This is a genomic window from Nannocystis pusilla (assembly GCF_026626665.1).
GTDB classification, from domain to species: Bacteria; Myxococcota_A; Polyangia; order Nannocystales; family Nannocystaceae; genus Nannocystis; species Nannocystis pusilla.
On the sequence record NZ_JAPNKE010000002.1, the window covers coordinates 4,865,577 to 4,891,914 of the forward strand.

Below are 26,338 nucleotides of genomic sequence, written 5' to 3' on the forward strand. Positions count from 1 at the left end.
CTGACATGCCCCCGACGCGCGCGGCCTGTCAACGCCGGGCGGGCCCGCCCCTGGGCCTCTCGCGCCCCACCTGGGGGCTCTGGCGGCTCGCGCTCACTCGCGCCCGAGCGGCGGCAGGTCGCCGCACACCAGCTCTTCGGCGTAGAGGTAGCCGAAGAAGCGCGCGCGGCCGGACTCGGCGTCGGCGACCAGCACCGACATGGGCCTTGGGTCATGTCCTGCACGACATTGCGCGCGGGACAGCACGAACTCGCGCAGCGCCCGGGCCTCCGCCCCGATCGTGTGGTTGACCGCGGCCGGGCCCGGGTCGAAGCGGGCCAGCTGGCGCATCGGCCCCGCGCCGGGCACGAACAGGTCGGCCGCCTCGACGCGCCAGCCCGCCTGCGGCGCGGCCAGCTCGGGGCTGGCGAGCAGGTCGCCGACGCGGCCCAGGCGGCCGCGGGCCTCGTTCAGGTCGGCCGCGGCGAAGCGCCAGCGGCGGGGCGTGCAGATGTCCTCGAGGACAGCATGGACCTCGGCCACCGCGCCGAGGCGGTCGGCCAGCGTCGACCAGTCGCGATCGAGCGCCGCGGTCGCGGCCTCGGCGGCGTCGAGGCCGAGCTGGCGCAGCTCGCCCGGGTAGTCGCGGCCGACCAGCATCGGACAGCGGTCGGACAGCGCCAGCTGCGGCTCGGGCGCGGCCACCCGGGCCCCGCCGGCCGACAGCACCACCCGCGGGGCCACGGCGCAGCGGTCGGCCGACGTGCAGGCCGCGTACGGCTGCACGTGCTGCCAGTAGGCGCGGCCGCACTCGTACCTGGCCTTCGCGTCAGGTTCGGTCGGCGCCTCGGCGTCGGCGAAGGCCCGCAGCTCCGCGTGGATCTCCGGCACGAACGCCGCCAGCTCCGCGCTGTAGAACCGCCACAGCAGCGCGTCGGCGTGGTTCAGGAAGCCCTCGAGCTGGGCCAGGCCCTGCTCCTGGCCCTCCGCCAGCGCCCGGATCGCCGGCTCGCAGCCGCCGACGCGCGCGGCCGGCAGCGCCTTCCAGGCCGCCAGGTCGATCGGCGCCGCGTCGACGCTGACGATCGACCTGGCGCTCGGGTCATGTCTTCGCAGCCAGGTCTCTTGCAGCTCGATCCCCTCGGCGCGGTAGCGCGGGCGGCCGGAGCCCGGCTCGCGCGCGGCCGTCAGCGCGTCGGGCCGGGCCACGATCGCCGCCTGCTCGGCCTGGTGCACGCTGGTGACCCGCACTCTGGGGCTTAGGGCCTGCAGCGCCGGGCCGAGGCGCGCGTCCCAGCCGGCCAGGCCGGGGCCGAGCAGCACCTCGACCGCGGGCGAGGCCGTCAGCGCCTCGGCCAGCGCCTCGCTGTCGCCGGCCGTCAGCGTCGGCGGCGACCAGGCCACCGCCAGGCTCGGCAAGCTCAGCCCGGCGCGCGGCGGCGGCGGCCCGCCGGGCAGCTGGCTCTGGCTCCCGAGCGCCGGCACGGCGGCCTCGGTGCCCGGCCGCGGCCCGCAGGTCAGCGTCGCCACGCCGGCCAGGACCGCCCCCGCCATGCGCTGGCACGATCTGCGGGGCGACACGCGGCGCCGCGCGTCCGTGCGACCGGGGCGATGGGAAGATCCGCGAGCCACGACGATTCCTACTCTACGGTCCGTCCGCGCATGCAGCGGTGATCTGGCGCACTCGCGCCCGGACCGCCAGTTATCGGCCCGAAAGCGGCGCAGGCGGCGACCTGCGCGCAGCGCGCGAACACTCCTGCGGCGCCCTCGCCGGCCCGTCTGCGGCTCCAGGCCCGGGCGGCGGGGCCGGCGAGGCGGCGTGATATGCTGCCGCGGTGCCTGGCTTGCGTCACTGGACTGTCTTGAGCGGACTCGCCGTGCTGGCCGGGGTGTTCGGCCCGGCGCGCGAGGCGGCCGCCGAGGAGCCGATCCTCGTCGAGTTCCACTACACCCCGGTGCCCGAGGTCCAGATGGCGATCTGGCTCGAGGACCAGGACGGCAACTTTGTGCAAGACGTCCTCGTCACACAGGCGACGGGCAAGTACGGCATCGGCAACCGGCCCGGCGTGTGGAACTTCGTCTCGAGCTGGCGCGCGCCGTACGGGCCGCGGCAGAACGTGCTGCCGGTGTGGTCGCACCGGCGCGGCAAGAAGTACCCGCGGATCATCTTCCACGACGACAACCCGGCCGACCTCGAGTCGCTCGGCTGGCACGAGAACAGCAGCTCCGCCGAGAACTATTACTGCCGGCCGCTGACCGACTCCGAGCACGAGACCATCTCGGTCGACACCAAGACCTGCCCCTCGCCCAAGGTGTTCCAGTCCGACAAGGGCCGCTTCGACCCCAAGGGCAACCAGGTGTTCTACCCGCCGCGCAACGACCTCGTCGAGTTCGAGCCGAACGCCGACCACGAGGACGCCAAGCAGTACGCCGACATCAACGACCTCGACGCGGTCACCGCCGCCACCCCGGTCGGCGACATGGCCGAGTTCACCACCTTGCTGCTGGCGCCCGAGGTGCTGGCCAAGGGCCCGCTGACCGCCTACGTCGAGGTCAACCTCGAGCGCGACGAGAACGCCAACTTCGACTACGACCGCGAGGACGACCACTTCGTCGACACGCGCCTCGAGAACTACGGCATCGAGTTCCTCGGCCAGCCCTCGGTGGTCTACAAGGTCGAATTCGACCCGCGCGAGCGGGCCTTCGTCGGCACCACGCAGTACCTCGGCTACGGCGACTGGAACGGCGCCACCGGCTCGCTGCACCCCGCCGACGGCAAGCTGAGCGAGGAGGGCGGCAGCGGTGCCGACCGCCTGCGGGTCATGACCAAGAACGGCGACACCTTCCGCTGGGGCGTGTTCTCGTACGGCAAGGAGGGCGGCGGCACCACCAGCGACGGCGGCACCGACACCGGCGACGGCACCGGCGCCAGCAGCGACTCCGACAGCGACGGCGCCACCAGCGAGCCCGGCACCGGCGGCGACGACACCGGCGACGACAGCGGCGGCTGGGGCCAGTGCAGCCAGCTGAAGCCGCTCGCCCCGATCGACGACCTCGCGCTCGCCGGCATGTCGTTCGACCGCGTGCAGCTCAGCTTCCGCATGCCGGCGCAGGACCCCGACTTCGAGCTGACGAAGATCCACGTCTATCACATCACCGGCGACAACCCGCTCACCGACGAGCTGCTCGGCGCGGCCTTCCTCAAGACCTTCAGCGCCGCCGAGCTCGGGGCCGCCGAGGGCCTCGTGACGCTCGAGATCGGCGAGCTGTGGGGCGACTACACCTACCAGTTCGCGGTCGTGTACGAGGACAAGTGCACCAGCCGCAGCCCGATCGTCGGCGGCGAGATCACCACCGAGGCGCAGGAGTTCCAGACCGTCGACAGCTTCTGCTTCGTCGCCACCGCCGCCTGGGGCGCCCCGTGGGCCGCCCAGGTCGCCGCGCTGCGCTCGTTCCGCGACGCCTACCTCAAGACCTCGGCCACCGGCGTCGACCTGGTCCGCTTCTACTACGCCTACAGCCCGCCGCTGGCCCGCGTCATCCAGCACGAGCCGCTGCTCCGCGGCCTCGCGCGCGTCGTCCTCCAGCCGGTCGCCGACGCCGCGAGCCTGGCCACCCGCGCCTCCGCGCAGCCCGGCCATGGCGGCTAGCCCCTCGCCGCGGCCCTCGCCGCGCTCGCCCTGGCCGTCGGCCCGGCTGCCCCCGAGAACATGTCCCCTGCGCCAGGTCCATGGGAACCTGTCGCAGTCAACATGTCCCCGGAGACAGCCTCCGGCCCGCTGCCGGCGACCGCCGGCGCCCACCGCGGCCCGGCCGGATCCAACGGCGCGCCGGCAGGCCCGGCCGGCGGCCCGGCCGTGACGAGCGGCGCGGCCCCGCCGGCCACCGGCGCCGCGCCGACCGCCGGCGCTGCGCCGACCAACGGAGCCGCCGGTCCGAACGCCCCGGTCGGCCCCGGCGCGCGCACCCCGACGGCGACCGCGCCCGGCCTCGCCACGCCCGGCATGCCCGGGCCTGCCTCGGCGCCTGTCCCTTCCGACAGGCCGACCGAGGTCGTCCCGCCGGCCAGCCCGCCCGTCCCGGTCGCCGCCGGCGTCGAGGGTCCGGCGCCGGCCCCGGGCGGTCGGCTGTGTCACGGCTCGGGCGCCTGTCGTCGCCTGCTGATCCTCGGCGGCGTGGCCGGCGGCCTCGGCGTCGGCTCGCTCGTCGCCGGCGTCGCCTTGCTGGCGCGCCCGATCGCGGTCGACCCCGCGGATCCCACCTCGCTCGTCACCTACCGGCCCGCCGGGGCCGCCTTCCTGGCCGTCGGCGCCGGTCTGGCCGCCACCTGGCTCCTCACCCTGCTCGCGGCGCGCAAGGCCGGCCGACTGGCCCAGCGCCTGCGCGCCGCGGCGCCTGTCCCATGAGACACGTCCGCTCATTCCCCGCGGCGGCGCCCCGGCACATGTCCCATGGGACATCTCCGCTCATTCCCGGCCCGGCGCCGCGCAGCCTGTCCCATGAGACATGTCCTGGCATCCTCGGCGATCGCGCGTCCATGAACCTGTCCCATGAGACATCTCCGCGCGTTCCCGGCCCGGCGCACCCGCGAACCTGGCCCATGAGACGAGTCTGTCTCTTGCTCGCCTTCGCCGCGGGCGCGTGCCGGATCCCCAACTCCGACCACTGCGTCCACCGCGACGTCCAGAGCGACGCCTGGTGCGCCGAGAACAGCCCCGCGCGGCCCTACTGCTCGCCCTGCGTCGCCGAGGGTCACGGCTGCGTCGAGGACCCGCCCGACCCCGACGCCTGCCCCGCCTACGAGCCCGACACCACCAGCGGCTCGACCGGCGGCGGTTCGACCGGCGGCAGCACCGGCTGACGGCGCTACTCGCCGCCGCCGTTCTTGCACAGGCAGGCCGCGAAGCCCGGGCTGTCCATGGGCACGTCGAAGCAGCCCTGCCACTCGTCGGACTGCGGCGTCCCGCAGCCCCATTCGGCGAACTCGATCATGCCTGGCCCGAGGTCGCGCCAGAAGCCGAAGCAACCGGCCCCGCCCTCCTCGGAGCTGGCCAGCACGCACACCCCGCCGGCCGGTTGGAAGCCGCAGCCGTCGCCTCCGTCGGTCGCCTCGAACCGCTGGACCTCGGCCCAGCGGCAGCGGAGGCCCAGGTCCTCGTCCATCTCGGTCGCCGCCATGCAGTCGGCCTCCGTCCTCGCCTCGGCGCACAGGGCCGGGGCGTCGCCGCCGGTGGTCGTCGGCGTCGGCTCGGTCAGCGTCGCAGCGGTCGTGCCCGGGTCGGTGTCGGTGCCGGTGGCGGCCGGCTCCGTGGACGTGCCCGTGTCGGTCGTGTCGGTCGTCCCCGGCTTGCCGGGCCCGCACGCCGCGAGCGCGGCGACCAGGACGAGGAGCGGCGCCGTGCCGTGAATCTTGAGATCAAGCGTCATGCCCGCCACGATACGCACCCGCGCCCGCGCTCGCCAGCGCCGTCGCGGGTGGGGGCCGCGGCCGTCTCCGGGGACATGTCCCTCGGGACATCCCGCTTCCCGCCGCCGAGCCCGCCGCGATGGGCCGGGCCGGCGCGCTCACCTGTCCGTGAAGACAGGCGAGCGCTGCCTCGCGTCGGCCGGTCGCGAGCGACCTCGAACCCTGCCCCGCACGAGATCGATCCGGCGCGCGAGCTCGCGGTCGTCCTCACGCGGACACTCGCACGGGCGCCCGCGCGAGGGCTCGGCGGCGCGCCGGCAGCGGGCGCGCCGGACCTGCCGCGCCCCGCGGGCCGCCCGCTGCGACCGTCCCGAAGCCGCGCGAAACTCCGGTCTCTCCGTGCCGGGGCCCACACGGCGCCGGCCACGCGTGACCTGTCCTTTGGGACCTGCGCCGGCGCCCGCACCTGAAGGCCCGAGCACGTGGTCGGCGGTCGCCCCGGGGGTTCGTCCGCCTGGCCAACGTTCACAGACCCCCACATTTCGCGCCCGTGGGGCCCCCTGGCCGCGTTTGCAGCGGCAGCGACCGGTGCGAGAATCCCACGGGCGTGGAGGCCCTGCTCATCGTCGTCGCCGAGCTCATGGCAGTGCCGCTGCTGGTGGCGGCGGCCCTGCTGTTCGAGCTGGTCGGGGCGGCCCTGCTGGGCGCGGGCTACCTCGTGCTGTGGCGCAGCCGCCAGCGGCCGACCCGCCTGCTGCGCTGGTGGCGACGCGCCGTGTGGACGCTGACCGGCGTCCTCGGCCTCGTGCTCACCACCCTCGTGTTCGTCGACCTCGTCCTCTACGAGCCCGGCCTGCGGCTGCTGCTCGACCAGGTCGAGCGGACCTCCGGCGTCGACGTGTGCTTCGAGCGCGCGCGCGGCAACATCTTCACCGGCCACGTGCACCTCGAGGGCGTGACCATCCGTCATCGCAACGGCGCCGACCTCGCCCTCTCGATCGGCCGCCTCGACATCGACATCGCGATGCTGCGATTGCTCGAGCGCGAGGTCCCGATCACGGAGCTGCAATTGCACGGCGTGCGCGGCGGCATCGTCCGCAACCGGGCGCTCGGCGTCGGCCAGCCGGGCGGTCGCGGCTTCGTGATCGAGCGGCTGGTCGTCGACGACCTCGCCATCGAATTCGAAGACCTGGCGGCGGCACCGACCACGCGCGTGCTGCCGCTGGCGCTCGAGCACCTCGAGATCGCGCCGCTGCGCAGCGAGTACGCCCTCGTCGATGTCCTGTGTCACACGCGCGCCCGCGGCCGCGCCCGCGGCAACGCCTTCCTCGCCGAGCCGGGCAGCTGGACCGTCCGCGACGTCCCGCTCGCGCCGCAGGGCGCGGTCGGCCTGGGCGCGGTCGGACGATGGCTGCGCGACGGCAGCCTCGACATCGGCGTCACCTGCGTCGAGCCCGACGGCGACCCGCTGCGGCTGCGCGTCGACCTCGACCTCGCCGGCTTCCGCGTCTCGCCGCCGGCCGGCGACCGACGCACCGCGATCCAGCGGATCGCCGCCGCGTTTTCGCACCTGGGCGCCCGCCTGCAGCTCCAGTTCGAGCTCGAGCTCGAGCGCAGCCGCCTGCGGGGCGTGGCCACGGCGGCGCAGGTCGGCCTGTGGGACCTCGGCGTCCACGAATACAACCTCCAGCTCGGCCGCAAGCTGGGCCTCGACGAGGGCGACATGAACCTGCTGGGCCTCGGCTCCAGAGCCCTCGACGCCGCCCACCAGCGGCTGCACGCGCGGCAACGTTGACCTGTCCGAAAGGTCGGGCGTACGCTGAGCCCCATGCTTGGCCTACGCTTCAGCCGACTGGTCCACGCCGCCATCGCCAGCGGCGCGCTGCTCCTCGGCGCCTGCCCCGACGCGCCCGGTGACACCGAGACCGGGACCGAGTCCGAGACCGACACCGGCGACACCGACACGACCAACGATCCCGACCCGACCACGGGCTTTCCGCCGCCCCCGCCGCCTCCGCCCGGCGACATCACGCCCCCGGCCCTCGCGGCCGTGACGATGATCGACGCCTTCACGCTGCAGCTCAGCTTCACTGAGGCGATCGCGCCGGTCGACACCGTCAACCCCAAGCGCTTCCGCCTCAGCCTCGCGCGCGGCTACTTCGGCAACTACGGCGGCCAACCTGCCACCTATTTGCGCGACCTGCAATACTACAACCTCGTCGAGTACTGCCCGCCGCCGCCGCCCGGCTGCTACTACGATCCGCAGCCGTACTACTGCTATTACGGCGGCTGTTATTATCAGCCGCTGCCGATCGCGGTCGCCGACGTGTTCAACCACTACGCCGATCCGACGCAGGTGATCCTGTCGCTGACCGCCCCGATCCAGCCGTCGCTGTGCAACATCCTCCAGGCGCCCGAGGACCCGCTCATCGACTTCGTGCTGCACCTCCACTACGCCAGCGGCGGCCTGGCGCAGATCACCGACATGGCCGGCCTGCCGCTGCCGTCGCTCGCCGACGCGTGGGTCAAGGACCCGAACAACAACTACTACAATTATCTGAACGCGGCCCCGTTCAGCAATTTCAACCCGTTCCTGCCGATCCCCTGCACCCTGTTCTGATGCACCCCGCGCTGCACCCCGGCTCGCCGCCGCCGGCCGACGACGAGGACGTGGAGGTCGTGCTGCGGGCCGTGCCCGAGCTCGTCTTCTTCCCCGAGCTTCGGCCCTGCGTACCCACCGACCCGGTGACGGGCCCTGGCCGCCGAGCCGCGAGGCCTTCGCCGGCCGCGACCTCGAGCCGCTGCGGGCCGCGGCGCTGCGCGGCCTGGAGGCGCTGGCCGACCGGGCCGAGCGCGAGCGCAGCGGCGGCACGGCGTTCCTGGTCCGCACCCTCACCTATTTCCTCGTCGGCCCGGCCGCCTTGCCTGCGGTCGAGCACCCCCTGCTGGTCGCGCTATTGCTGCGCGGCGCCGCCAGGGCCCACGAGGGCGCCGACACTGCGCTTGAGATCGCCCGCGCCATGGATCGGTGGGGATGACCCGAAGGACAGGTCGATCCCGCGAGCGTCCACAGGCGCCGACCTCGGCGCGTTGAGACGGCGCGCGTACCCTCGGCGCATGCTTGGACTACGCTTCAGCCGGCTCGTACACGCCGCCATCGCCAGCGGCGCGCTGGTCCTCGGCGCCTGTCAGGGCGGCGGCAAGGGCGACACGGACACGGACACGGACACCGGCACCACGACCGACGCGCCGACCACCGACGATCCCACCGGACCGCCCTTCCCGCCCGATCCGACGCTCCCGCTGCCGCCGCCCGACCCGCCGCCGCCCGACCCGCCGCCCGTCGACGTGCCGCCGGCGCTGCTCGGCGTCAAGCTGCTCGACGCCTCGACCCTGCAGCTCAGCTTCACCGAGCCGCTCGCGCCGGTCGAGACCGTCAACCCCAAGCGCTTCCGCCTCAGCATCGCCCAGGCCTACCTCGGCGACTACGGCGGCCAGCCGAGCACCACCCTCATCGATCCGCGCTACTACAACCTCGAGCAGTACTGCTCGCCGGACCCGCCGCCGCCCTGCTACTACGAGCCGCCGTACGACTATTATTGCTACTACGGCCCCTCTTGCTATTACCAGAGCACCGGGCCGCTCGTCGCCACCAGCGTCGCCGCGCTCGACGGCGACCCGACCTCGCTCGTCATCGGCCTCGGCGTCCCGATCCAGCCGTTCCTGTGCAACACGCTGCAGGCGTTCGAGGACAACCCCAACTTTCAGATGGTGCTGCACCTCCATTACGCCGCCGGCGGCCTGTCGCAGCTCCAGGACCTCGGCGGCCTGGCCGTGCCCTCGCTCGGCGACGCCTGGGTGAAGTACGACGGCAACTTCTACAGCTACCAGGGCCCCGCGTTCTCGACCCTCGACCCCTTCCTGCCGATCCCCTGCCAGCTGTTCGACGGCCCCGAACCCATCCCGGACGACCCACCCGACATCCCCGATTCCGACCTGTGACCGCCCCAGCGTGACGACACCGGCCGCACGCTCGAGCACCTTCTGCCAGCAGAACTGCGACCCCGAGCAGCCGAACGCCTGCCCGAACGATCAGGTGTGCGACCCGCGAAGCGGCGCCTGCGTCCCGGCCTGAGCGCCCGCGCAGCGGAGCGTGATCGGCGACCCGGATCTGCGAAGGCCGGCCGCGCGTCGCATCGCGAGACGACCATCGCTGCGACGACCCCCCGTAAAGCCGCGCTCGACCGCTCGGGAGGCGTTCGCCGTGGCCTCGTGTTCCCCCGGGAGCGCGCGCTGCGGGTGTTATAACCAGCGCATGACGGACGACCTGCCGAGCGCGACGGACCTGCTCGGCGAGGTCGTCGCCATGTCCTTCGCGCAGCTGCAGCAGGCCATGCGAACCGGCCGCTGGCCCATTCATCCCCTGCGCTCCCGCCTCGACGCGCCTGAACGGCTGGCCACGCTGTATCGGCGCGTCGCCGACCTTCACCGCCGACGCGCGGGCGAGGTCTGGCGCGCATGCGCGGAAGATCGCGACAGCGCTCCGGCGATCCTCGCGGCCCGCCAGACGGAGGCGCTCGCGGAGGCCTGGGGGCGCCTCGGCGACGGCGTCGCGCGGCGGTTCCACGTCCGCGGCCACCCGCGGCTCGAGCGCGAGCGGCTGCACGCCCGCACGCGCGACCAGGCCCCGCAGATCGCCATCGATCCCGACCCCGGCTCGCCGAAGGCCCGCGGCCTGGCGCACCCGGGTTCGATCGAGGACGCGGTGCGCTTCGCCGCGGCGCTGCCGTCGATGCGACGCTGCGAGGAGCTCGGCGCGCGGGCGGTCCGGGCGTTCGACGCGCTGGGTCAGCCGACGCACGCGCTGGACCGCCTCGCCGCGCACGGCCGAGGATCTCCGCAGCGCGCGGCGGTGTGGCGGTTGTGGCGGCCCCGCAGCGAGGCCTCGCGACTGCGCATGCTGACGCTGACCGCCACCCAGGTCGTCCACGACCTCGGCGACGCGAAGCACCACGAGCGCCTCGGCCTGCCGGGGAGTCATTGCTCGGGGTGGGGCGAGCTCGAGACGCTGACCCTCGGCGCGCTGGCCTGGCGCCTCGCCCGCGAGCACGACGCGAGGGTGCGGGACCCCGATCGGGCGCGCCACTGCGGGCACATGGTGAATCTCCGCCCCGAGGTCGTCGGTCACCCCTACCGCGACCTCGACGACCCGTTCACGCCGCTGCTGACGATCGCCCGCCTGGGTTGCCGCCTGCACGCGTTCTCGTGGGAGGCGACGACCTTCGAGCTGTGCCCGACCCCGGGGCAGGACTGGCGGCGATTCGTCCCGTGATCGGCTCACGTCGGCGAAGCGCGGAGCGTGTCTCCTCGACGGCGTCGGGCCTCCCACGAGCCGTTGGCGACGAAGCGCGAAAATCACCGCTCCCGATCGTCGAGCCCCGACCCTGAGAGCTCCGATACGATGCAGACGCGCCCCCTTCGAGCGGCGCAGCGAGACGCGGCCCACTTCAGCTCGCCCGGAGACAGCCCATGACCGCCCCAACGCGCACCGCACCGACGCCGTCGTTCGACTTCACGACGCCGGAGTATCGCCGCGACCCGTATCCCTTCTACGCCCGGCTGCGGCGCGACATGCCGATCGTCCGCATCAACCAGGGGCGCCGCGGCGAGAGCTTCTACGTCTCGCGCTACGACGACGTGATGGTGCTGCTCAAGGACGTCGAGCGCTTCGCCAGCGACAAGCGGACCGCCGGGCACGAGGTGTCGTGGCTCGAGTCGCGGCTGTCGCTGGGCGTCAACGATTCGATGGTGATGAAGGACGGCGCCGACCATCGGCGGCTGCGCACGCTGGCCCACAAGGCGTTCACGCCGTCGCGGGTCGCCGCGCTCGAGCGGCGGATCGCCCAGCTCAGCGACGAGCTGCTGGCGGCCGCCGACGCGCGCGGTTCGATGGACATGATCGCCGACTTCGCGCTGCCGCTGCCGGTCGCGGTGATCTCCGACATGATGGGCGTCGCCGAGCGCCATCGTCCGCACTTCCACCGCTGGATGAAGGGCATCCTCGAGCTGGACGGCGCCGGTTGGCTGGAGCTGCTGACGAACTTCCCCAACATGATCAAGCTCAACCGCTTCTTGCGCGAGCTTATCGCCGAGCGGCGCCGGAACAAGGGCGACGACCTGCTCAGCGCGCTGGTCGAGGCCGAGGAGGCCGGCGACAAGCTGAGCTTCGACGAGCTGGTCGCGTCGACCCTCATCCTGCTCCTCGCGGGGCACGAGACGACCGTCAACCTGATCGGCAACGGCGTGCTCGCCTTGCTCGAGCACCCCGATCAGCTGGGGCGCCTGCGCGCCCACCCCGAGCTCGTGGACGCCGCGGTCGAGGAGATGCTGCGCTTCACCAGCCCGGTCCAGCTCAACGCCCCGCGCTTCGCCTGCGTCGACACCGAGCTGTGCGGCGTGACCCTCCGGCGCGGGCAGGCGGTGTGCCCGATCCTCGCCTCGGCCAACCACGACGAGGCGCACTTCGCCGAGCCGGAGCGGTTCGACATCGGCCGCCAGCCGAACCGTCACCTCGCCTTCGGCTTCGGCCCGCACTTCTGCCTCGGCGCGCCGCTCGCCCGCCTCGAGGCCAAGCTCGCCTTCCGCGCGCTGCTGCAGCGGTACTCCGACATGCAGCTCGGCGTGCCCCGCTCCGAGCTCACCTGGCGCCGCTCGCAGTCGATCCGCGGCCTGACGGCCCTGCCGCTGCGAGTCCGGCGCTGAACTCGGCCCTCTATCCTATCGGCCGGGTTCACCCGGCGCGGGTGCCGTTCGACCCCGCGAATCTTCACACTTCACCAACGGCACCGTCGACGCGCGCGGCCGCATTCGCCAGCGTGGGCGCGGTGACTCCCGGCCGGCGGAGCTCATGACATGGCCATCGAGACATGTCTCATACGCCATCTCAAGGACCCGAGCGGACGCGGATCCGCGCCGCAGGCCGCGAGCTCGCCTCACTTCGCCGGAGGCCGCGCGCGCCGGGCCGGACGGCGAGCGGCCAGCCACGCGTCGAGCTCGGCCAGCGTCTTGCCGGTCCTGGCATCGGCGGCGAGGGCCGGTCGCGCCGTGCGGGCCAGCTCGACCGCGCGGCGCGACTGCCCCAACTGCCCGAGGACCTTGGCAAGCTCGAACTGCACGTCGGCCAGCAGGGTCGGATCGCCGGTCGCGCCGCGCGTGAGCGCCTCCGCGAGCGCGGCGTGGGCCGGCCCGAGCTCGCCGCGGGCGTGCTGCACCACGCCCAGCACCAGCAGCGACTCCGTCAGCAGCGGGCTGTCCGCGCCGTGGGCTCGCCGCAACACCGCGAGCGCCTGCTCGCAGGCGGACGCGGCGCTGCCCAGCTCCTGCAGCACCCACAACGTGCGGCAGCGGGTGAGCTGCCCCTGGGCGACCTCCGGGTTCTCGGGCCCGAGGGACGCCTCGAGATCGCCGACGGCGCGGTCGGCCTTGGCGAGCGCGAGCCGCCCGAGGCGCTCGCGCTCGTCGGGCGCCTCGGCCGCCTCGGCCCGGTTGAGGACGTTGTTGGCCCAGTCTCGCAAGAAAGCCGCGGTCGTCGGGTGGTGCTCGCCGTGCAGCCGCGTCGCCATCTCGTGGGCGCGCCGCTGGTAGTCGTCGGCGGCCTCCCACGCGCCCAGCTGCTGCACGGTCGCGCCGAGGAAGTTCAAGGTCGCCATGGTCGCGTCGTGATCACCGACCAGCGTCCGGTCCCAGACGTCGAGGGCGCGCTCGAGACGGTCGCGCGCCTGGACGGCGTCCCCCTTGTAGAGCAGGGCCTGGCCCTCGGCCCGCCACAGCTCGCCGGCGAGGATCGGCAGCTGCAACCGCTCGACCAGCGGCCGCGCTCGCGCCGCGTAGGCCAGCGCCGTGTCGGGATCCCAGTAGCCGACGCCGACCAGCACGACCAGGTTCACGAGCACCATCGCCCGGCGAGTGTCGTCGCCGCTCGCCTCGGCGAGCTCGACCGCGGCCTCCAGCCGCGCCCGCGAGCCCGCCAGGTCACCCGACATCATGAGCATGTTGGCCTCGTCGCTCAGCGCGGCGGCCTCGAGCGGCACGTAGCCCACTCGCCGCGCAGTCGCCTCGATCGCCCGCACGGACGCCAGCGCGCCGTCGAGTCGGCCGTCGTCGGCCATGGCGCTGGCCTCGCGGAGCTCCCGGCGCGCGCGCGCGACCTCCTCGCGCACCGCCGGATCGGGGCTCGGCAACAGCGAGATCGGTGCATCGGCCGCGCACCGCGCCGGCGACGTGAGGCCGTACGACAGCCACTCGACCTGCTGCAGCACGGCGCGCTCGGCCTGGCCCACTGTGGCCAAGAACTCGTCGAGCTCGTCGTAGCCCTCCTCGAGGCACGCGATCCTGCGCGCCGCGATCGCCCGGTCCTCGCCCGCGTCGCGACACAGCTGCGTGCGCATCTCGATCCAGCGGCGGGCCTGCTCGTCGAGGCGGGCCTGCAGCCGCTCGCTCAAGAGCTCGCCTCGTGCGAGGCCTCCGTCGATGATGTCCGCGCGCAGTCGCTGCTTCCGCGCGGGGTTCCACAGGCCTTCCATCCGCGCCCGCGGCTCGTCGCACGGATCGACGGCGTCGACGACCGGCGGCTGCGGTGCCTCCGGCAGCGCCCACACCACTGCCGCTGCCACGACGGCCGCGAAGGCGAGGAGCCCGGCGACCCGCGGCCACCGCGGCTCGGTCGCGGCCGCGAGCGCGCCCACCAGCGCGTCCATCGTCGGGTAACGATCCGCCGGCTTTTCGGCGAGGCCGCGACGGACGATCCGCTCGAGCCGGCGTGGCACCCGCCCGAGGCACTCCTTCAAGGTCAGACAGAGCGCGTACTGATCGCTCGCCGCCGTCGGCTCGCCGCCGGCGCGCAGCTCGGGCGCCATGTACCCCGGCGTGCCGGCCTCCCGCTCTCGGAGCCCGCCGGCCACAGCGGCGCGCCGGGGTCCGTCATCTCGCGGGCCAGGCCGAAGTCGGTGACCTGCACGCTGCCGTCCTCGCCGACCAGGATGTTGTCGGGCTTGACGTCGCGGTGCAGCACGCCGGCCCGGTGCGAGGCGGCGAGACCGCGGGCGGCGCCCAGGCACAGCGTCGCGACCTCGCGCCAGTCGGGCCGCCGGCGCGCGCAGTGCTCGCGCAAGGTGCTGCCGCGGACCAGCGCCATCGCCACGAACAGCTCGTCGCCCGATTCGCCGGCGTCGAACACCGTGAGGACGTTGGGGTGCGACAGCCGGGCCATCGCTCGCGCCTCTCGCAGCAGCCGCTCGCGATCGGCCGGGCGGACGTCGAGCGCGTGGATGAGCTTGACCGCGACGTCGCGCTCGAGCACCGGGTCGTGGGCGCGATAGACGAGGCCCATCCCGCCCGAGCCGAGCAGCTCGGCGAGGGTGTAGCGACCGATCACCACGCCGGTCATCGGGTCTGCGTTGCGGTCGTCCTCGACGCGGGCACCGACCTGCCCGCGCGCCAGCCCGGCGACGAGCACGCGACAGTCGGTGCACGCCTCGAGGTGGCCGTCGAGCGCGGCGCGCTCGGCCGCGCTCAGATCGCCCTCGAGATACGCGGCGATCGTCTCTTCTTCCGGACAGCCGTCCAACCCGCGGCAATGTCGTCGAGGTCGACGCGACGAGTCAACCGCCGCCGAGGCCGCAGTGTTGACCTGTGCGAAGTCGCAGATCTAGCATCGCCGCACGGGTGAACGACCTGGTCGACTCGGTCCTCGAGCAGGCGCGCGTCGCGTCGCCGGGGACGGCGTGGCAGCGCGAGGACGTCGCGCGCCGTCTGGCCGACGTGGATCCGCAGCTGTGGTCCGAGCCGGCGGCCGCGGACCGCCGCGCCGAGCTCTTCGTGGCCTGGGCCTGCTTGCTCGGCGACCGCGACGCCATCCGCCACCTCGAGGTCCGCTACGTCCGCGACGTGGTGCCGAACCTCCGCGCGCTCGACCTCGCGGGAGAAGAGCTCGACGAGATGGTCCAGACCCTGCGCGTCGCGCTGCTGGTCGGCGCGCCCGGGGGTGAGCCGAAGCTCGCGCGCTACTCGGGGCGTGGCGCGCTGGGAGGCTTCGTGCGCACCGTCGCGGTCAGGCTGGTGCTCGATCGCAAGCGCGCGCGCCAACCGCCGGACCTCGGCGAGCTGGCCCGACGTCCGATCACGCCGCTGAGCGATCCGGACGTCGACTATCAGAAGGAGCTGTACACCACGCGCTTCACCGAGGCGCTGGAGGCCGCGTGGGCCAAGCTGCCGATGCCCGAGCGGCTGCTGCTCCGCTACCACCTGCTCGATCAGGTCGGCATCGACGAGCTCGCGGTCATCTACCGGATCCACCGCTCGACCGCGGCGCGCCGCTGCGCCTCGGCGCGCCAGCGACTGGTCGCGGGCACCCGCGCCGAGCTCGGACGCGCCATTGGGGTGAGCACGCGCACGGTCGACAGCATCCTGCGCTTGATCGCCACCCGACTGGACGCCGGCGACGAGCCGCTCCCCATCGAACCGGCCTGATCGGACCGCGCGCGCGGCCGATTCTCGCGCGTGTCTTTTTCGCCGCGACCGCGGAGCCCGGGCTCCGTCTGGTCGGCGAACCAGTCCCAAAGAAGGCCACCTCATGCGATTCAATTGCTCTCGTTGCTCGCCCTCTCCTCGATCAGCTTCCTCCCGGCCTGTGGCGACGACGGCGGCGACAGCGGCGACAACGCCAATAGTGACAGCGACGGCAGCAGCAACGGCGACGGCTGCGACGGCCCGATCACCGATTGCCCGCTCGCCGAGCTCTCGGAGGAGCAGCAGGCCACCTACTGCGACACGCTCCTGGCCGCGATCGACGACGAGCCCGGCACGCAGTACACGTGCGACGCCGACGGCACGTACCTGCTGGTCAACACGGCCGAGGAGTGCCGCGCCAACAAGGTCTCGGCCGACTGCCCGATCACTGTCGGCGAGCTCATCGACTGCTACAAGGCGGCCAAGACCGACGCCTGCGGCGCCTTCGCCGAGGACGGCGCGTGCGGCCCGGTGTTCAGCCAGGGCGCGTCCTGCGTGTGATCGCAGCGCGGCGGGCATCGTCCGGGCGCAGCGATCCCGGCGTGCACCGCAGCATCACTCCGCACCTGCGAGACCTCGATCTCGCAGGTGCGGATTGTCGTTACCTGTCCGAAAGGACTTGTGGTTCAGGGGCCGGTGGCCTCAATCGCAGGCGCAGTCGCAGACCTCGGCGTTGCGGCTGTCGGGGCACCAATCCCAGCCGACCGGGTCGTGCTCACAGATCTGCGTGACGATGAGCTCGGGTCCGAACTCGCCCTCGCGGGTGTAGCCGCGCGTCACACCGTCGCAATGGCCGAGGCATCCCGCGCCGTGGTAGCTCCAGTGGATGCAGCGGTGGACCTTGCGTGAGGCGCAGGTGCCGGGACAGAGCTGCTCGATCTCCGTCCACAGGCAGAACTCCCAGAGTTTCGGGGACGAGAAGCGGTCGCAGGCGGCCTGGTCGGTGAGGGTCGGGCACAGCGCGGCGACGTCGATGACCTTCTTCGGCACGCACACGCCCGGCTCGAAGTTCATGCCGGGCGCGCAGGCACAGACGCCGTCCTGCTCCGCGCACTCGGCGTGTCCCTCGTACACGTTATCCAGGCACTCCTCGTCCGCGGCGCACTCGGCGTCGTTTTCGCACCGGCGGCGCGGGCAGCCGTGCTCGTCGTAGCCGGAGGCGTAGGTGCCGCACGGAAAGTCGGTACAGTCGATCGGGGCGGTGCACGGCAGGCCCTCGACCGGCGGGCACTGCACGGGACCGCCGGTGGTCTCGTCGTCGCCACCGGTGGTTTCGGGATCGCCGGTGGTCGCGTCGGTGTCGAAGCACAACGGCGGGTCGTCGGTCGTCGTCGTCGACGTCGTCGAGGTTGAAGACGTCGACGTCGTCGTGGAAGTCGAGGTCGTCGGGCCCGGCACATCGCCGGTGGTCGTCAAGTCCATCGTGCCAGCGGTGGTCGTAGTCGAGGTCGAAGTCGAAGACGTGGTCGTCGAAGCGGTCGTGGCCGGCTCGGTCGTCTGCGCGGTCGTGCCGCCGTCGGTGGTCGTGTCCTGTGACTTCGGGCCGCAGGCGACCGCGAGGAGCACCAGCGAGCGACAGGCGCCGCGGAGCCGACGGCCGCCGGCGCAGGATACCGACACTAACTTCGCGAACATGCGGGCGATGATGGCCGCGTTTCATCGAATTTCCAACCGCGCGCGACCGACACCGGCGCACCTCGGCCTATCTGGGCGCCGCCGAGAAGGTCGTCAGGGATTGCACGTTGAGGGTCCTGGTGTGCGCCGTCATGTAGTCGATGAACACGCGGACCCGCGACGGCAGGTGGCGGCGGCTCAGATAACAGATGTAGTGGCCGCGATCGTCGGGGGCGTACTGCGCGAGGCAAGGCACCAGCGCCCCGCCCTGCACGAGATCGAAGATCTGGTAGCCGGGCAGCTGCGCGAGGCCCTGGCCGTCGAGCACCGCCTGCAGGACCAGCTCCGCGTCGTTGAAGCTGGTCATCGCCTGCGGCGAGAACTTGCGGGGACGGCCGCCCACCTTGAACTCCCACTCGCAGACCCGCCCCGACGCGTGGCGGAGGTTGATGCAGCGATGCTCGGCCAGCTCCTCGACGCTGCGCGGCAGGCCGTGCGTCGCTCGATACGCCGGGGAGGCGCACACCAGCAGCTGCATGGGGAACAGCTGCCTGGCGACGATCTGGCTGTCCTCCAGGCGCCCGTTGCGGAACGCGACGTCGACGTGGCCCGCCGTGAATTCGGTCGCGGCGTCGTCGAGCAGCAGGTCGATCGCCACCTCGGGGTATTTGCGTTGAAAGCCGCGCAGCAGCGGCGCCACGACCTTGCGTCCGAAGCCGACCGTCGACGCGACGCGCAAGCGGCCCTGCGGCGGCCCTTCTCGCAGCTCGCGCATCTCCTCCAGCGCCTGGACGATGCGCTCGACGCCCGGGTGGCAGTTCTCGTAGAACAGCTCGCCCTCGCGGGTCAGCGTGGTGCTGCGCGTGGTGCGGAAGAACAGCCGCGCGTCGAGCTGCTCCTCGAGCTTCTGCACGCTGCGGCTCACCGCCGAGCGACCGATCCCCAGGCGGTCGCCGGCGCGGGCGAAGCTGCCCTCGGTGACGACCGCGATGAAGGCGACGACCCCGGCGTAGCTCGCCGCGAAGCTGGAGGCCAGCGCGTCGGGGCCCTGGCGCGGAGGATGGCTCGGATGGCTCGGCACGGGCGGAGGACCGGCGAGCCGTCCGGCTTGTGACAGCCAGCGGCGAATTTTTCGCCGCCCCCGCCGCGGGGTCGGGCGCGCCCCCCGCTGCGCCCGTGGCCGCAGCCCCGCTCACTCGATCGGGACCAACACCGGCGCGCCCTCCGGCTTGATCAGCAGCACGAGGAACTTCGCCGGCTCGGTGCTGCTCGCGTTGCGGCCCACGGTGTGGATGTCGTCGGGCCCCTCGTAGAAGGTCTGCCCCGGCTTCAGAGTGACCTCCTGGCCGCCCTTCACCCCCATCACGATCGAGCCCTCGAGCACGTAGACGAACGCGTGGGCGTCGTGACGGTGCACCGGATCGACCGCGCCCGGCGGATAGTCGACCGTGATGAGCAGGGCCTCCTTGCCGGGGAAGTCGGCGAGCGCCTTCGTCATGAGCGTCGTGACGGCCGCCTCCGCCGGGGCGGTGTCGGGGTGTGCGAGCTTCGCCTTGCCGGCGCAGCCCCAGAAGAGCGCGCAGAGAGCGAGGAGAGGGACGATTTTTTGCATGGAGGAGATCATTCGCGTGTGCCTCGTCGAGAGCGAAAAAGGTGGTCTGCCGGCGAGAGAGCGCCGGCCGGGTCATGGCAATGAATGGTGTGAGAGCGTCGCCGGGGCCCGCTTCAATCCGCGAGCGCGACGACGCTGGCGATGCCCTGCCGCGCCATCTTGGCGTACGGACAGACGCGTTCGGTGTTGCGGACCAGCTCCTCGGCGATGTCTCGCTCGACGCCGGGCAGGTCGATCGTCACGTCCGCAGTGACCATGAAGAGGCCGTCGTCCGGATCGCGCCCGAACGCGACGGTCACCGCCACCGAGGCGCCGGGGATCGGGATGTCGGCCCGGGTCGCCAGCAAGCTCAGCGCCCCGTGGAAGCAGGCGGCGTAGCCGGCGGCGAACAGCTGCTCGGGGTTGGTGCCGCCGCCGTCGCCGCCCAGCGCCGCCGGCAGTCGGAGGTCGACGTGGAGGTTGCCGTCGTCCGAACGCGCGACGCCCGAGGCGCGCGCGTGCTCGGCCTCGCCGCCGGTCACGCGGACCGTCGCGGTGTAGAGCGGCTGAAAGCCGTCGCCGTGGTAGCGCTCGAGCAGCGAGATCGGCGGCGCCCGGAGCTTCGTCATGCGCGCCTCACCTCGAGGCCCTGGAGCGCGCGAACCATGCCTCGAAGGTCACCGCGCCGAGGCGCGCCCCGGGGCCGGGCACCAGGGTGTCGTCCTCCAGCCTGGCGCCGAAGTAGCGCGCCCCGGGGTCCGCGACGACCTCGCGCGGGTCCTGCGTGGCCGCGAGCCAGCGGCGGACGAGCTCGGGCAGGCGCACGCGCTCGGGCCCGGCGATCTCGACGATGCCGCCGACCGGCTCGCCGAGCGTGAAGTCGGCCATCGCCAGGGCCACGTCGTCCGACGCGATCGGCTGCACGAACGCGGGCGACAGGCGCACGACGTCGCCGTCGGCGCCGGACTGGACGATGCCGCCGAGGAACTCGAAGAACTGCGTCGAGCGGACGATGGTGTACGGGACCGCGGCGCCGCGGATCAGCTGCTCCTGGGCGATCTTGCCGCGGAAGTAGCCGCTCTCGGCCAGGCGGTCGGTGCCGACCACCGACAGGGCCACGTGATGCTTCACGCCCGCGGCGGCCTCGGCGGCGAGGAGGTTGCGCCCCGAGGCCGTGAAGAACTCGAGCACGGCCTTGTCCGCGAACGACGGCGAGTTGGCGACGTCGACGACGATGTCGGCGCCCGCGAGCGCCGCGGCGAGCCCCTCGCCGGTGACCGTGTCGACGCCCGACGCGGGCGAGGCCGCCGCCGCTTCGTGTCCGCGCTGGCGGAGCAGATGGACGAGCTTGCTTCCGATGAGGCCAGTGCCCCCGATGACGACGATCTTCATGGTGTGCTCGGCGCTTTCACGGGCCGCGCGCGGCGGTCCGACGCGTGGAACCCTATGCTGGGCCCGGATCGGGCGGTAGGCACGTGGACGGACGCACTGTGTTGTCCGCCGCGCACCAATCGGCGACACCGAGCGCTTCAGGCCGGACGGCGAGCGCCCGCCAGCGAGCGGGCGAACGCGGCGAGCTTGCTCGGGCTCATGATCCACAGCAGCTGCTCGATGCCCGCGTCGGAGGCGTCGATCGTCAGCAGCGCGAGCGCGGCGTCGGCCCGCGAGACGAGGAGGGCCGCGCGCCCGTTGGCCTCGACCCACGCGACCGTGGTGCCCGGCCAGAACTTGCGGGCCGAGTTCGCCAGGAACCTGGCGACCCGGGCGCGGCCGAGCACCGGCACGCGCGCCGCCCCGAGCACGCCGCCGCCGTCGGTGACGCTGACCACGTCGGCGGCGAACAAGCCCTCGAGCGCGGCGAAGTCACCGGCCTGCGACGCGACCAGGAAGGCAGACAGCAAGCGGCGGTGCTGGTCCGCGCTCACGGGCGCCCGGCGGCCCTCGCCGAGGTGCTTGCGCGCGCGGCTCACGAGCTGCCGCACGTTGGCCTCCTCGAGCTGGAGGATCTCGGCGATGGATTCGTAGGAGTAGTCGAAGGCGTCGCGCAGCACGTACGCGGCGCGCTGCGTCGGGCTCAGGCGCTCGAGCAGCAGCAGGACCGCGAGCCCGAGCGCCTCGCCTCGCTCGGCGCCGACCTCGGGGTCGGCGCTGGTGTCCACGGCCTCGGGCAGCCACGGGCCGACGTACGCCTCGCGCCGCGACCGCGCCGACTGGGCGACGTTGATCGCCAGCCGCGTGATCGTGGTGGCCAAGAACGCCGCCGGGTGGATGACGACCGCGCGGTCGGTGTTCTGCCAGCGCAGCCAGACCTCTTGCACGAGGTCCTCGGCCTCCGAGGCGTCGCCGAGCATGCGGTACGCGATGCCGAACAGCCGCGGCCGCAGCCGGACGAACGCCGACGCCACCTCGTCGAGGTCGCTCGTCGCGTCGGGCGCTCCGGAAGCCATGGTCCAGGCAGCGTGTAACGCGGGCAGACGCGAATTTCAACCAGGCGGGCCGCGCGGCCCGCAGCGGCGCAGTCGCGCTTCAGCGCGTGCATGCACCCACCACGCCGTCGAGCCTCGACGCGCGTGGATCGAGCATGCCCCGCGATCGCTCCGCGGCGCTGGACGGGCAGACGGCGAGCCGCGCTCCTGGAGCTGGACCTCGCTCGGAGCTCGAAGCTGAAGCCCGTCGTCGCATCGTAGGTGACGCCGCTCCCGGCGATGGACCGCAGGAACCACGTCAGCATCGCGTCGAAGCTCGGGTGCTCGTCGCGCACGAGACCCTCGCGTCGCGTCCAAAAGCGCACTACCCCGTCTTTACAGAGCGCGTGGTAGCTGCCGAGGCACGCGTCGGGTGGATCGAAGGTCGACGCAATCGGAAGCGCCCCCTTCGGCCAAGACGGGGTCGCCTCGAGCGTGGGGCGCTCGCGGAGCACCACGCGCGCCGGCAGGAACTGCACGCCGCCGAAGTACGGGAAGCTCTTCTCGATGCTGTCCGCTCCGCCGAAGGAGCGGACGAATTCGAGGTAGCCGGGCGGCACGGTGCTCGCGGCGATGGCGGCGAGGTCCGCGGCGGCCACGGGTCGCGGCGCGAACCAGCGGCCGCGCTCGCGCCCGATCCGCGCCATCGCGGGTGGGAGGAGCGCGGCCCACGGAGCGCGGAGGTCCTTCGGCACAGCGGACGGCTTCGAGGGCGATCGCTTTCGCGCAGCCATGCGCCGATTGTACAGCCCGCGACGCTCCCGCGGCGACGTTGCCACGGCCACGAAATCGCCGTCGACGCCGCGGCCGGCTCAGGGCGCGAGGAACGCGGCGACGTCCTGCTGGCGCTGTTCGACGTGGCCGAGCAGCTCGTCGAGGGTCGCGGCGAACGCCGCCTCGGAGGCGACGAAGGTGTACCCCGGCTGCTCGCCCTCGGGGCCGACCACGTACGGGGCGATCATCGCGTGCGCCGCTTCGAAGCGCGGGCCCATGCTCGCCGGCTCGTACTCGCTGGCGGCGGCCTGTTCGACGAATTGGCGGTAGCGGTCGCGATAGACCGCGTCGTCGAGGAGGTAGCGGATGAGCGGCCACTCGTCGCCGACCTCGTCCATCGCCAGCGACAGGCTCTGGCCGCCGATGCCCTGGCCGCTGCTGAACGCGAACGTGTGATCCCACGGGATCCACGAGAACCGCCCGGCGTCGGCCGGGTCGGCGTACACGTAGTAATTATGGGGCATGCGCCCGTAGACGTCCCAGTCCTCGACCACCGCGTTGAGCGCGAGCCAGTGCAGGAAGCCGTCGACGTCGAGCCGGGCCTCGAGGCCCGCGCGCCAGGCCACCGCGTCGCTGCGATCGGCGTGCAGCGCGTCGAACAGCCCCTGCGCGTCGCCGTAGTCGGCCGCGTCTTCGTTGTTCTCCTTGCCCAGAGTCTCGCTGTCCCACACGTCCCAGCGCGCGGCCTCGCCGTCGGGCTTGTAAAGGTTGCCGTCGTGCCCGCCGAAGCGTCGGTCGAGGAACGACTCGTCCTCGGGCAGCTCGATGCCGGTGTAGAGCCCGAAGTACGTCGGCCCCTCGCCGTGGTCGATGAAGATCCGGTAGAACGCCGAGGCCGGCGCCGGCACCCCGGCCTCGGCGAAGATGTCGGTGCCGAGCTTGTCGCGCAGCAGCGAGGCGTCGAGCGAGCCGTTCGACAGGCTCAGCGATTCGAACCCGTAGAAGCGCTGATTCTCGATCTCGGGGTGCAGGTCCTCGAACTTGTCGAAGTTGAGGCGCAGCGGCAGCTTGTAGATCCCCTGCGACCACGGCATCGACAGGCTCGAGTTGCCCTTGAAGCGGATCCCCACGTGCTCCCAGACGTCGTCGCCGCTCCTCACCTCGCACTCGACGTAGATCGGCGTGCGCGGGAGGAGGTCCGTCCCGCCCCCGCCACCGCCCATTCCGGGGCCCGGCAGGTCCTCCGGCAAGCACACCAGCGCGCCCATGAAATCGGTGCAGATGCCGACGATCGCCTGACCCATGAACTCGCCCTCGCAGGCGTCGCCGGCGGCGAGGCCCTCGCAGGCCGAGGTGTCGGGCATCGGCGGATTCATCCCCATGCCCATGCCGGTGCCGAACTCCCCGGCCATGTCGGTCATGTCGGCGAGCATGGCCTGCCAGTCCTCCGGCGTGATGGTGATGTCGAGCCGCGCGACGCGATCCTGCGGGAACGCCATCTCGTAGTCCGGCTCGTCGGCGGAGGGGAGGCTCGCCGGTGCTGCCGGTCTCGGAGGAGGCATCGCCGCCGGTGGTCGGCTCGCCGGTATCGCCGGTGGAGGAGCCCGTGGTGCCCGTGTCGCTGTCGCTTCCGCCGGCTCCTGCGTCACCGCAGGCGAGTACAGGGCCGAACAGGCACGCGCCGAGCGGCGCGACGAGGAGCGAGCGAACGGTCGAGGACATCCCCGTCACCCTACCCTGCGGCCTCCCGGCGCAGGTTTCCCGCATATGTCCCGATCATGAAGAATTGTGGAGCCCGGCGGATCGCCAGGCGGGCTTCACATTTCGCCACGATCGAGACACACACGCCATTGTCGCGGGTCCCCCCAGGGCTACCCTCGAAGCGCATGAACGTCCGCTCGATCCGCCTCTCGTCGCCCGTGCCTCGGCGCCGACGAACCGGCGCACGCCCCGAGGTCCCATGAATTTGCAGGAGTGGTGCGCTGGCTCCTCCCGCGGGAGGACGTGTTCTACGGGCTCATCGAGCAGCAGGGCGCGCTGGTGGCCGAGGCGGCGCGGGCGCTGGCCGGGCTGGCCGCCGGAGCGCCGCCGGAGCAGGTGCATGCCGCGGTGCGAGACATCGAGCACCGCGCCGACGCGCTCGTCGACGAGGTCGAGGATCGACTGGCGAGAGTGTTCGTCACGCCGATCGACCGCGAGGACATCCAGGGCCTGGTCGCGGCGATCGACGACATCATCGACGACATCGACCTGGCGGCCCGCACCCTCGCGCTCTACCGCCTGCCGCGGCCGACGCGACCGATGCTGGAGATGATCGAGGTGCTGACGAAGGCCGCCGAGCTGCTGCACGGCGAGCTGCCCGCCCTGCGCCGCCACGACTACGCGCGCCTGCTCACCGCGGCCCGGGCGATCAAGCAGCGCGAGAAGGAGGGCGACCGGGTGTTCCGCGCCGCGCTCGGCCGGCTGTTCCACGACCCGACGATCGACACCCGGGCGCTCCTGCGCGAAAAAGAGGTGCTCGAGGACCTCGAGCTGGCGATCGACAGCTGCGAGACGGTGGCCGAGCGCCTCAAGCACCTGGCGGTGAAGCATGGCTGACGCGATCGCGCTGGTCATCATCGTCGTGCTCGTCGCCCTGCTCGTCCGCCGGCGCCCTCGCCGACGACCCGCGCCTTCGGAGACGGTCGCCCCCGCGAATCGACGAGCTCTGGACGCGCGCCGAATCATGCCAGCAGGAGCCGCGTGGGCCGAAGCCGTCGCCTGGCCCCAGTACCTCCCGGCGCCTCGCAGGCGAGCCGTGAGCCGCCGCAGGTTCACTGCGGGCAGGCGAAGGTGACCCGGTAGCGAGTGCCCGCGGGGCACGACCAATTGCCGATCCCGTCGTCGTACGCGTACGAGTACACCTGCTTGCACTTGTCGTGGATGAGATCGACGTACTGGGTGCCCACGACAGGACCCTCGCGGCAGTCCTCGACGCCGATCGGCGGCGTCGGGCAGCAGTAGTACTCCGCCTCCGCGGCGACCGGGGCGTAGACCGGATCGTTGCCCCAATTGGCGTAGGTGAGCTTGCCGCACGGCGAGTAGCAGCCGCCTGCCGCCTGCGTGGTCGGATTCTCGGCGCGCAGGTCGACGGCGGAGAGCGCGGGGAATTGCTGGTTCGTCGAGATGTCCTCGGCGGTCGGACAGTCGGACAGGCGGAGCTCGCTGCAATCGATGGCCCCGCCCTGAGGGCCGCCCGGGCAGTCGTCGAGCAGCTCGACCTCGTAGGGCACGGTGAAGCCGTCGACCATGCTGGTGTCCCAGCCGTCGCTCGCGGGCAGCTTCATGCCGGGCGCGGACGGGTTGTCCTGACAGTCGGCCGGCGCGACGCCCGGCAGGCAGCCGAAGGTGCCCTCGAACTTGGAGTCGATCGGCGGCGCGCAGCCCTCCGGGGGGCACGTGAAGCCCTGCTCCGGCGGGCCGCCGCTCTGGCCGATGGCGCAGCCGTTGCCGGTCTCGTCGCAGCCGAAGCCTGGCCAGAAGCGGGTCGCGGCCAGGCCGATGTCGGGGATCGCATAATCATAATAGTCGCCCTGCGCGGCGAGGAGGATCTGGTTGGCCGCGTCGAGGGTGCCGCCGCCCGCGCCCACCTGGTGGAGCACCCACATCGGCTGATCGCAGCCGTTGACGATGCGCAGGCGCGCCGTCTGCTCGGGCTCGGGCTCGCCCGTGCTCGCGGTCTCGGTGCCGCTGCTCGTGCTCGCGCTCTCGGTGCCGCTGCTCGTGCTCGCGGTCTGGGTGCCCGAGCTCGTGGTCGGCTCGGGCTCGGTGGTGGTCGCAGAAGTGGTCGAGGTCGGGGCGCTCGAGCTCGTGGTCTGCGCGTCGGGCCCCGTCTCGGCGTCGGTCTCGCTGGCGTTCGAGGTCTGGGTGCCCGGGCTGCCGCAGCCGAGGACGAGCGCGAAGATGAACAACGAATCGGACCGCATGGGCCACGATATCACACGACGCGCCGCGACGACCTGC

General features: G+C 72.8%; 24 protein-coding genes. 12 read left to right on the forward strand and 12 right to left on the reverse strand.

The genetic code is table 11. The annotated features are described in order from the left end of the window. Positions 1 to 93 precede the first annotated feature (93 nt). A complete protein-coding gene (locus tag OV079_RS21465) occupies positions 94 to 1,533 on the reverse strand; it encodes a hypothetical protein (protein ID WP_267770726.1) in 1,440 nt (479 codons plus the stop codon). A 308-nt stretch (positions 1,534 to 1,841) separates the two neighbouring features. On the opposite strand from OV079_RS21465, the gene OV079_RS21470 reads away from it, so the two are divergent. The 3 genes from OV079_RS21470 (at position 1,842) to OV079_RS21480 (ending at position 4,840) form a co-directional block, all read left to right on the forward strand. Continuing rightward, complete coding sequence (locus OV079_RS21470; protein WP_267770727.1) at positions 1,842 to 3,629, forward strand: CFI-box-CTERM domain-containing protein; 1,788 nt, start codon at positions 1,842 to 1,844, stop codon at positions 3,627 to 3,629. A 102-nt stretch (positions 3,630 to 3,731) separates the two neighbouring features. After that, entirely contained in the window at positions 3,732 to 4,385 is a 654-nt protein-coding gene (locus tag OV079_RS21475; protein ID WP_267770728.1) for a hypothetical protein, read from the forward strand. Between the two features lie 194 nt (positions 4,386 to 4,579). Beyond that, positions 4,580 to 4,840, forward strand: a complete 261-nt coding sequence (locus OV079_RS21480) for a hypothetical protein (protein ID WP_267770729.1) — start codon at positions 4,580 to 4,582, stop codon at positions 4,838 to 4,840. 5 nt (positions 4,841 to 4,845) lie between these two features. On the opposite strand, the gene OV079_RS21485 is transcribed toward OV079_RS21480, so the two are convergent. After that, positions 4,846 to 5,406 (reverse strand): hypothetical protein, encoded by a 561-nt coding sequence (locus OV079_RS21485; protein ID WP_267770730.1) that lies wholly within the window; start codon positions 5,404 to 5,406, stop codon positions 4,846 to 4,848. A 587-nt stretch (positions 5,407 to 5,993) separates the two neighbouring features. Here OV079_RS21485 and OV079_RS21490 point away from each other — a divergent pair. From OV079_RS21490 to OV079_RS21515, 6 genes are all read left to right on the forward strand, one after another. Next, positions 5,994 to 7,181 carry an AsmA family protein gene (locus OV079_RS21490; RefSeq protein WP_267770731.1) on the forward strand — a complete coding sequence of 396 codons (1,188 nt, stop codon included), beginning with the start codon at positions 5,994 to 5,996 and terminating at the stop codon, positions 7,179 to 7,181. 33 nt (positions 7,182 to 7,214) lie between these two features. Then, positions 7,215 to 8,006 carry a hypothetical protein gene (locus OV079_RS21495; RefSeq protein ID WP_267770732.1) on the forward strand — a complete coding sequence of 264 codons (792 nt, stop codon included), beginning with the start codon at positions 7,215 to 7,217 and terminating at the stop codon, positions 8,004 to 8,006. Positions 8,007 to 8,503: 497 nt separating this feature from the next. Then, positions 8,504 to 9,388, forward strand: a complete 885-nt coding sequence (locus OV079_RS21500) for a hypothetical protein (protein WP_267770733.1) — start codon at positions 8,504 to 8,506, stop codon at positions 9,386 to 9,388. 10 nt (positions 9,389 to 9,398) lie between these two features. Then, a complete protein-coding gene (locus tag OV079_RS21505) occupies positions 9,399 to 9,521 on the forward strand; it encodes a hypothetical protein (RefSeq protein ID WP_267770734.1) in 123 nt (40 codons plus the stop codon). A gap of 180 nt (positions 9,522 to 9,701) precedes the next feature. Continuing rightward, complete coding sequence (locus OV079_RS21510; RefSeq protein WP_267770735.1) at positions 9,702 to 10,718, forward strand: hypothetical protein; 1,017 nt, start codon at positions 9,702 to 9,704, stop codon at positions 10,716 to 10,718. Positions 10,719 to 10,915: 197 nt separating this feature from the next. Then, positions 10,916 to 12,148 (forward strand): cytochrome P450 family protein, encoded by a 1,233-nt coding sequence (locus OV079_RS21515; RefSeq protein ID WP_267770736.1) that lies wholly within the window; start codon positions 10,916 to 10,918, stop codon positions 12,146 to 12,148. 230 nt (positions 12,149 to 12,378) lie between these two features. Here the strand turns inward: OV079_RS21515 and OV079_RS21520 are convergent, their stop codons facing one another. Both OV079_RS21520 and OV079_RS21525 read right to left on the reverse strand, forming a co-directional pair. After that, positions 12,379 to 14,301: a tetratricopeptide repeat-containing protein kinase family protein gene (locus tag OV079_RS21520; protein ID WP_267770737.1), complete on the reverse strand. Its 1,923-nt coding sequence runs from the start codon at positions 14,299 to 14,301 to the stop codon at positions 12,379 to 12,381. After that, positions 14,235 to 15,011: a protein kinase domain-containing protein gene (locus OV079_RS21525; protein WP_267770738.1), complete on the reverse strand. Its 777-nt coding sequence runs from the start codon at positions 15,009 to 15,011 to the stop codon at positions 14,235 to 14,237. Before OV079_RS21525 ends, OV079_RS21520 begins: the two co-directional genes overlap by 67 nt. A gap of 98 nt (positions 15,012 to 15,109) precedes the next feature. Here OV079_RS21525 and OV079_RS21530 point away from each other — a divergent pair, with 98 nt between their 5' ends. After that, positions 15,110 to 15,913 (forward strand): hypothetical protein, encoded by an 804-nt coding sequence (locus OV079_RS21530; RefSeq protein WP_267770739.1) that lies wholly within the window; start codon positions 15,110 to 15,112, stop codon positions 15,911 to 15,913. A gap of 114 nt (positions 15,914 to 16,027) precedes the next feature. After that, positions 16,028 to 16,453, forward strand: coding sequence for a hypothetical protein (locus OV079_RS21535; protein WP_267770740.1), 426 nt, complete (start codon positions 16,028 to 16,030; stop codon positions 16,451 to 16,453). Positions 16,454 to 16,594: 141 nt separating this feature from the next. Here OV079_RS21535 and OV079_RS21540 read toward each other — a convergent pair whose 3' ends face one another. The 7 genes from OV079_RS21540 to OV079_RS21570 all read right to left on the reverse strand — a co-directional run bounded on the left by OV079_RS21540 (position 16,595) and on the right by OV079_RS21570 (position 23,835). Then, positions 16,595 to 17,587: a hypothetical protein gene (locus tag OV079_RS21540; protein WP_267770741.1), complete on the reverse strand. Its 993-nt coding sequence runs from the start codon at positions 17,585 to 17,587 to the stop codon at positions 16,595 to 16,597. A gap of 67 nt (positions 17,588 to 17,654) precedes the next feature. Then, the gene (locus OV079_RS21545) at positions 17,655 to 18,647 is read right to left on the reverse strand and encodes a LysR family transcriptional regulator (RefSeq protein WP_267770742.1); all 993 of its coding nucleotides are present in this window, start codon (positions 18,645 to 18,647) and stop codon (positions 17,655 to 17,657) included. A gap of 111 nt (positions 18,648 to 18,758) precedes the next feature. Continuing rightward, positions 18,759 to 19,178 carry a cupin domain-containing protein gene (locus OV079_RS21550; protein ID WP_267770743.1) on the reverse strand — a complete coding sequence of 140 codons (420 nt, stop codon included), beginning with the start codon at positions 19,176 to 19,178 and terminating at the stop codon, positions 18,759 to 18,761. A 113-nt stretch (positions 19,179 to 19,291) separates the two neighbouring features. Further along, on the reverse strand, positions 19,292 to 19,786 hold the full coding sequence (locus tag OV079_RS21555; RefSeq protein ID WP_267770744.1) for an Ohr family peroxiredoxin: 495 nt from the start codon (positions 19,784 to 19,786) through the stop codon (positions 19,292 to 19,294). 7 nt (positions 19,787 to 19,793) lie between these two features. After that, positions 19,794 to 20,549, reverse strand: a complete 756-nt coding sequence (locus OV079_RS21560) for an SDR family oxidoreductase (protein ID WP_267770745.1) — start codon at positions 20,547 to 20,549, stop codon at positions 19,794 to 19,796. 137 nt (positions 20,550 to 20,686) lie between these two features. Next, positions 20,687 to 21,604 (reverse strand): sigma-70 family RNA polymerase sigma factor, encoded by a 918-nt coding sequence (locus tag OV079_RS21565; protein ID WP_267770746.1) that lies wholly within the window; start codon positions 21,602 to 21,604, stop codon positions 20,687 to 20,689. An 830-nt stretch (positions 21,605 to 22,434) separates the two neighbouring features. Then, complete coding sequence (locus tag OV079_RS21570) at positions 22,435 to 23,835, reverse strand: CotH kinase family protein (RefSeq protein ID WP_267770747.1); 1,401 nt, start codon at positions 23,833 to 23,835, stop codon at positions 22,435 to 22,437. Positions 23,836 to 24,313: 478 nt separating this feature from the next. Between OV079_RS21570 and OV079_RS21575 the strand changes: the two genes are divergently transcribed. Beyond that, positions 24,314 to 24,934, forward strand: a complete 621-nt coding sequence (locus tag OV079_RS21575) for a DUF47 domain-containing protein (protein ID WP_267770748.1) — start codon at positions 24,314 to 24,316, stop codon at positions 24,932 to 24,934. A gap of 215 nt (positions 24,935 to 25,149) precedes the next feature. Here the strand turns inward: OV079_RS21575 and OV079_RS21580 are convergent, their stop codons facing one another. Then, positions 25,150 to 26,301 carry a thaumatin family protein gene (locus OV079_RS21580; RefSeq protein WP_267770749.1) on the reverse strand — a complete coding sequence of 384 codons (1,152 nt, stop codon included), beginning with the start codon at positions 26,299 to 26,301 and terminating at the stop codon, positions 25,150 to 25,152. Positions 26,302 to 26,338: the final 37 nt, after the last annotated feature.